The sequence below is a fragment of the Empedobacter sp. UBA5036 genome (assembly GCF_002415215.1).
GTDB classification, from domain to species: domain Bacteria; phylum Bacteroidota; class Bacteroidia; order Flavobacteriales; family Weeksellaceae; genus Empedobacter; species Empedobacter falsenii_B.
In genome coordinates this window covers 1-6,299 of the sequence record NZ_DICC01000003.1, presented here as the reverse complement: position 1 = coordinate 6,299, position 6,299 = coordinate 1, and the positions used below count along the sequence as shown (strand labels likewise).

General features: G+C 32.4%; 6 protein-coding genes and 1 pseudogene. 4 read left to right on the top strand and 3 right to left on the bottom strand.

Annotated features, from left to right (window positions below):
* A pseudogene (locus B4J88_RS15245) lies at nt 1-129 on the bottom strand (IS982 family transposase); the annotation flags it as partial.
* Nucleotides 130-382: 253 nt separating this feature from the next.
* The gene (locus B4J88_RS00150) at nt 383-1,228 is read right to left on the bottom strand and encodes a glycoside hydrolase family 25 protein (protein ID WP_114999709.1); all 846 of its coding nucleotides are present in this window, start codon (nt 1,226-1,228) and stop codon (nt 383-385) included.
* A gap of 88 nt (nt 1,229-1,316) precedes the next feature.
* Between B4J88_RS00150 and menA the strand changes: the two genes are divergently transcribed.
* The 3 genes from menA (at nt 1,317) to B4J88_RS00135 (ending at nt 4,678) form a co-directional block, all read left to right on the top strand.
* Nucleotides 1,317-2,243, top strand: a complete 927-nt coding sequence (gene menA, locus B4J88_RS00145) for a 1,4-dihydroxy-2-naphthoate octaprenyltransferase (RefSeq protein ID WP_114999711.1) — start codon at nt 1,317-1,319, stop codon at nt 2,241-2,243.
* Nucleotides 2,244-2,260: 17 nt separating this feature from the next.
* The gene (locus B4J88_RS00140) at nt 2,261-2,941 is read left to right on the top strand and encodes a metal-dependent hydrolase (RefSeq protein WP_038332212.1); all 681 of its coding nucleotides are present in this window, start codon (nt 2,261-2,263) and stop codon (nt 2,939-2,941) included.
* Nucleotides 2,942-3,046: 105 nt separating this feature from the next.
* Nucleotides 3,047-4,678, top strand: coding sequence for an ABC-F family ATP-binding cassette domain-containing protein (locus tag B4J88_RS00135; RefSeq protein ID WP_291047093.1), 1,632 nt, complete (start codon nt 3,047-3,049; stop codon nt 4,676-4,678).
* 44 nt (nt 4,679-4,722) lie between these two features.
* Here the strand turns inward: B4J88_RS00135 and B4J88_RS00130 are convergent, their stop codons facing one another.
* Nucleotides 4,723-5,307 (bottom strand): PhnA domain-containing protein, encoded by a 585-nt coding sequence (locus B4J88_RS00130; RefSeq protein ID WP_291047092.1) that lies wholly within the window; start codon nt 5,305-5,307, stop codon nt 4,723-4,725.
* A gap of 111 nt (nt 5,308-5,418) precedes the next feature.
* On the opposite strand from B4J88_RS00130, the gene B4J88_RS00125 reads away from it, so the two are divergent.
* Nucleotides 5,419-6,270 (top strand): ATP cone domain-containing protein, encoded by an 852-nt coding sequence (locus B4J88_RS00125; RefSeq protein WP_291065801.1) that lies wholly within the window; start codon nt 5,419-5,421, stop codon nt 6,268-6,270.
* The last annotated feature ends 29 nt before the right edge of the window (nt 6,271-6,299 follow it).

The window sequence follows — 6,299 nt, the reverse complement described above, 5'->3', positions numbered from 1 at the left end:
TAAGACAAGACTTATGAGTTCTAAATCAAAAAGTTTAGGTCTACTACGTTGATAAATTAAAAGTGTATCAGTTGATATTTTTCGTAGAACTTCCAATATTCTTTCGTAATTTGCAAGTAAGTTGTTCATTGTAAATGTTTTGTAGTTAAAACAATTTACTGATTTTCAATCAAATGAACAACTTTATTCTTTATTAATCAAAATGCACAACAGGTAGAAATTAATAAAAATAAATCATACTCAGACAGTATAATGATACCTGATGAAGATTGCGAGTATTGTTATTTTTACCCTATAATTGAAGAAAATACTATTTTAATGATAAGAAAAGATACATTGATTTATGATGAAAAAGGAGCTGTAAAATTGATTCATTAATTTTCTAAAGCGTCAAACCTTCTAAATCATCAATGGTCCCGTTGTAGATATTCACATCAACTTTATAACGTTTTACACCATCTATGGTTGCTTTTTCGGTAAATTGCCAAAAATCCCAATGCCCTTTCATTTCTTGGACCCAAAAATTGTAATTGGCAATCCAAATAATATAACCATCAAAATGATCTTGTAAATAATCTTCAAAATATTTATCTGATGTATAAATAATCGGTTTGATATCGTAATGCTCTTCAACAATTTTGCACCAATTCTTGATTCCTTCGACTAAACGATCCATGGATTGTGTTTTCGGTAAGGTTTCAATATCCAAAACTGGAGGCAAATCACCATTTTCTAATTTTACTTTTGCAATAAAATTTTGTGCTTGTAAAGTAGAGTTTTCATCTGGACGATAAAAATGATAAGCACCACGCAAAATATTATTTTCTTTTGCACCTTCCCAATTATCCTCAAAAGTCTCATCAATAGACGAAGTTCCCATTGTAGAACGGATAAAAGCAAAATTTATCGGATATAAATTGTAAATCGTATGCATTTTCGTCCAATCAATTTTTCCTTGATAATGCGAAACATCAACACCAAAAGTTTTGAGATAATATTTATCCATCACCTCAATATTTCGGATATCAAATTTTGTGACTTTACCATCAACCAATTTTTCGCCTTTCAACGATTTTTCTACAACCGAAAAATAGTAATGAATACCATGACGATAACGATATGTAAAATAAACAACGCACAAAATCAGTAAACTAATCACATAAGTCGAAAGTTTGATTTTTTTTAATGTACTAAAAATAGATTGTTGTGTTTTCTTTTTACGAGGCATTTTAGTAGTTGAAATAGATAAATTCTATGCAATATTACTTCAATTTTAGATGATAAAAAAAGTAAAATCTTCATTATCTTTGTTCAGTATGAAAAAATGGATATTAGCCGCAAGGCTTCGCACATTACCACTTTCTTTGAGTGGATTATTATTGGCTGGATTTATTGCAAAATCAGAAGGAATTTTTCGAAATGATATATTTTTCTTATCTCTTTTAACAACTTTGGCTTTCCAAATTTTATCAAATTTCGCGAATGATTATGGCGATGCGGTAAAAGGAACGGACGCAAATAGAGTAGGAGAGCAGCGTGCTGTAGCATCTGGATTGATAACTCAAAACCAAATGAAAATAGCTATTGGAATTATGGTTGCAATTTCTTTAGCTTGCGTTTCAGCATTGTTGTATGTATCTTTTTATCCAAATGATATGAAATATATTTACATTTTTCTTGGACTGGGAGTTGCGTCTATTTTTGCAGCAATGGCTTATACAATGGGAAAAAAACCATACGGATATATTGGTTTAGGTGATGTTTTTGTGTTCTTATTCTTTGGGATTTTAGCTGTTGCTGGTGGAGAATTTTTATATTCTAAAGTTTTTCAATGGCAAATTTTATTACCTGCAGCTTCGATGGGATGTTGGAGTGTAGCAGTGCTAAATTTGAACAATATGCGAGATGTGAAAAATGATGTCAAAAACAATAAAATTACTGTTGCATCAAAATTAGGTTTTCAAAAAAGTAAATATTACCAAATGGCTTTAATGACGATTCCGTTCGCATTAAGCGCATTATATGTAACGATGTCACCACTTAAACAAGGTAAATTATCTGGTTTTGTATTTTTAATTTTAATCTTTTTTGCGAACGCCATTCGTCGTCAAATTTTTGCAGTAAAAGATCCTAAAGATTTCGATCCATTCTTGAAACAAGTAGCAATGTTAGCTTTATTTTTCGCTGTATTATTAGGATATAGTTTAATCGGTTTCGATTTTATTGATACTTTAATTCGTTAATCACAAAAAAATATATAATGAAAATTCAATATTTAGGACATGCCTCGCTTGCGATTGAAGCAAACGGTAAACACATTATTGTTGATCCATTTATTACACCAAATGAATTAGCAAAGAATATCGATTTCGAAAGTTTAAAAGCGGATTATATTGTTATTACGCATGCGCATCAAGATCATGTGTATGATGTGGAAGAATTGGCAAAACGTACAGGAGCTTTGATTATTTCGAATGCAGAAATTGCTTCTTATTATTCGGAAAGAGGTTTAAAAGCACACGGAATGAATACAGGTGGTAAATTTAGTTTTGATTTTGGTTCGATTCAATCTACAATTGCATTTCATTCGAGTTCATTTGCTGATGGAACATATGGAGGAGATCCAAATGGTTACATTATCGAAAGTGAAGGAAAGCGAGTTTACATCGCTGGTGATACAGCTTTGACATACGAAATGAAGTTGATTCCGGATACAATTGGACAACTTGATTTAGCAATTTTACCAATCGGAGATAATTTTACGATGGGGGCAAAAAGTGCTTCTATTGCGGCAGAATATGTGCAAGCAACTAAGGTTTTGGGTTATCATTATGATACTTTTCCACCAATTAAAATTGATAAAGCAGAAGCGAAATCTATTTTCTTTTCGCGTCATATTCAATTGATTTTATTAGAAATTGGCGAAGATTTAACGGTTTAAGAAATTCTTTACAATATATAAAAGCTCGAGATAATCTCAAGCTTTTTTATTGATTTGATCTCGGTTGAAAAAGATTATCTTTGCCGCAATTATTCGATAAAATTTATGATTACAGTTAATGATATTGCCGTTCAATTCGGTTCTTCAACGTTGTTTAGTGGAGTTAGTTTTGTGATAAATGAAAATGACAAAATTGCCTTAATGGGTAAAAATGGTGCAGGAAAATCTACTTTACTTAAGATTGTTGCAGGAATCAATAAACCTTCTTTGGGAAATATTTCAGCACCAAAAGATGCGGTAATTGCATATTTGCCGCAACATTTGTTAACCGAAGATAATTGTTCTGTTCGCGAAGAAACGTCAAAAGCTTTTGCTGAATATTTATCAATGAAGAATGAAATTGATGAATTAAATGAGCAATTAACTGTACGAACTGATTACGAAAGTGATGATTATATGAAGCTAATCGAACGCGTTTCGGAAGTCAGTGAAAAATTTTATTCGATAGAAGAAGTAAATTACGAAGCCGAAGTGGAAAAGGTTTTGAAAGGAATGGGATTTGCGCAAGAAGATTTGGATCGATCAACTTCTGAGTTTTCGGGAGGTTGGCGTATGCGAATCGAATTGGCTAAAATTCTTTTGCGTAAACCTGATTTGATTTTATTAGATGAGCCTACAAACCACTTGGATATCGAATCAATTCAATGGTTAGAGGATTTCTTGAAAAATCAAGCCAAAGCTGTTATGGTGATTTCGCACGACCGCACGTTTGTCGATAATATTACAAATCGCACTATTGAAGTTACAATGGGACGAATTTATGATTACAAAGCCAAATATTCTGACTATTTAGTGTTGCGTCAAGATCGTAGAATTCATCAGCAAAAAGCTTATGATGAGCAACAAAAATTCATAGCCGAAAATAAATTATTTATCGAACGTTTTCGCGGAACTTTCTCTAAAACAGAACAAGTACAATCACGCGTTCGTATGTTAGAAAAGTTAGATATTATCGAGGTTGATGAGGTTGATACTTCAGCTTTGAAATTGAAATTCCCTGCGGCTGCACGTTCTGGGCAATATCCTGTTGTAGTCGAAAATTTAGATAAATCGTATGGTGATCATATTGTGTTTAAGGATGCAAATATGGTCATCGAACGAGGACAAAAAGTGGCGTTGGTTGGGAAAAATGGTGAAGGAAAATCAACAATGATTAAAGCGATTATGAATGAAATTGATTTTGAAGGAAAATTAGAAATTGGTCATAATGCACAAATCGGATATTTTGCTCAAAATCAAGCTGCTTTATTAGATGAAGATTTAACTATTTTCGAAACTGTAGATCGCATTGCAGAAGGTGATATCAGAACACAAATTAAAAATATTTTGGGTGCATTCATGTTCAAAGGTGATGATATCGATAAGAAAGTAAAAGTGCTTTCTGGAGGAGAAAAAACACGTTTGGCAATGGTAAAATTGTTGTTAGAACCTTATAATGTCTTGATTTTAGATGAGCCAACAAATCACTTGGATATGAAAACAAAGGATATTATCAAAGATGCGTTGAAAGAATTTGAAGGAACAGTAATTTTAGTTTCTCACGATCGTGATTTCCTAGATGGATTGGCAGAGAAAGTTTTCGAATTTGGAAATAAACGTGTCAAAGAACATTTCGAAGATATCAAAGGTTTTCTTGCAACAAAGAAAATGGAAAACTTGAAAGAAATAGAAAAGTAAATTTTAGATAAAAACAAAAAATCCACTCAACTGAGTGGATTTTTTTATGCTTGTTTTTTCACGAATTTCGTTAAAATAACGATTAATTGTCCGTCAACTTTTCCTTCAATTTGTTCGGTATTATCATGAACTAAACGAATGTTTCGAACAGCAGTTCCAATTTTTGCATTGATAGAAGAACCTTTTACATCCAAATCTTTAATCAATGTCACCGTATCTCCATTCACCAAAATATTTCCATTGCTATCTTTGTGCAAATCCACACTTCCGTCACCTTCGTGATCGCCAGAAGCTTTTGCCCACTCCATATTTTCGTCATCTAAATACATCATGTCTAAAGCATCAGCAGCCCAAGATTCGTTTCTAAAGCGATTTAGCATTCGCCAAGAAAGCACTTGTACGGCAGGAACTTCGCTCCACATAGAAGAAAGTAAAAATGATTCCCAAAAAGAAGCATCTAATTCCTCTTTCTTTTCAATTTGGTTGATACATTTTTGTGTAATGTAAACATTTCGATCAGGATTACTACTTGCATCAGGATTCACTTCATAAATAGCTAAATCCTCTGTAAATCCTGTCAACTCACATTGGTTGCCACTTCTTTCTTGTAAAAATGTTTCTAATTTCATGTATTGATTTTAAAACTTTTGCAAAGATAACCTTTATTTAGAATTTAAACTTTTAAGGTATTTTAATCAGAATTATTTAAATTCGTTAAGAATAAAATTCAACCTTAAAATATGTTAGTAAAGAAAAACTCGGGCGAGTTAATCCCATATGATCCAAAAGCTTTAAAACGTTCGTTAACGAAATCTGGTGCAAAAAAAGAGGAAGTTGAAGAAGTTTTCGAATTAGTTTCGAAAGATCTTTATGACGGAATTCCGACAAGAGAATTGTATCGCATTGCTTTTGCTCATCTCAAAAATTATAGAAATTCGTATGCAGCGCGTTATAGCCTAAAACGAGCTTTGAGAGATTTGGGACCAGAAGGATATTATTTCGAAAAGTGGATTGGAAAAGTAATGCAAGCAGCAGGATATCAATCGTTGCATTCGGAAATTGTGCAAGGAAATGCGGTAACGCACGAAATTGATGTGGTGGCTTCTAAAGGAAATCAATTGCTTTTCTGTGAATGTAAATTCAGAAATGACGAAGATGCCAAAATTTCGGTGACAACGCCGATGTATTTTTTATCGCGAATGAAAGATGTAGAAAGCCATACGTATCATTTTTTTGGACGAGATATGAAGCCAACAAAAGGTTTCTTGGTGACGAATGCGTATTTAACGACGGATAGTATAGATTTTGCAAATTATTATGGAATTGGATTGATTTCTTGGGATTATCCTGAAACAAATAGTATCAAATATTTGGTTGATAATGCGGCTTTGTATCCAATTACATGTTTAACGACTTTGACGCCAGAGCAAGAAAAAGTTCTTTTGTCAAAAGAATGTATTTTGGTGAAAGATTTACAACAAAATAATAAATTTTTAGATTCATTAAACTTATCTAAAGAACAACGAAACGAGGTTTTGGAAGAAACGAATGAATTATTAGAAATCGAGAATTTCACCTGCGAAATTGCTTAAAATGAAATAAAAAGAATCCGTCTCACAAC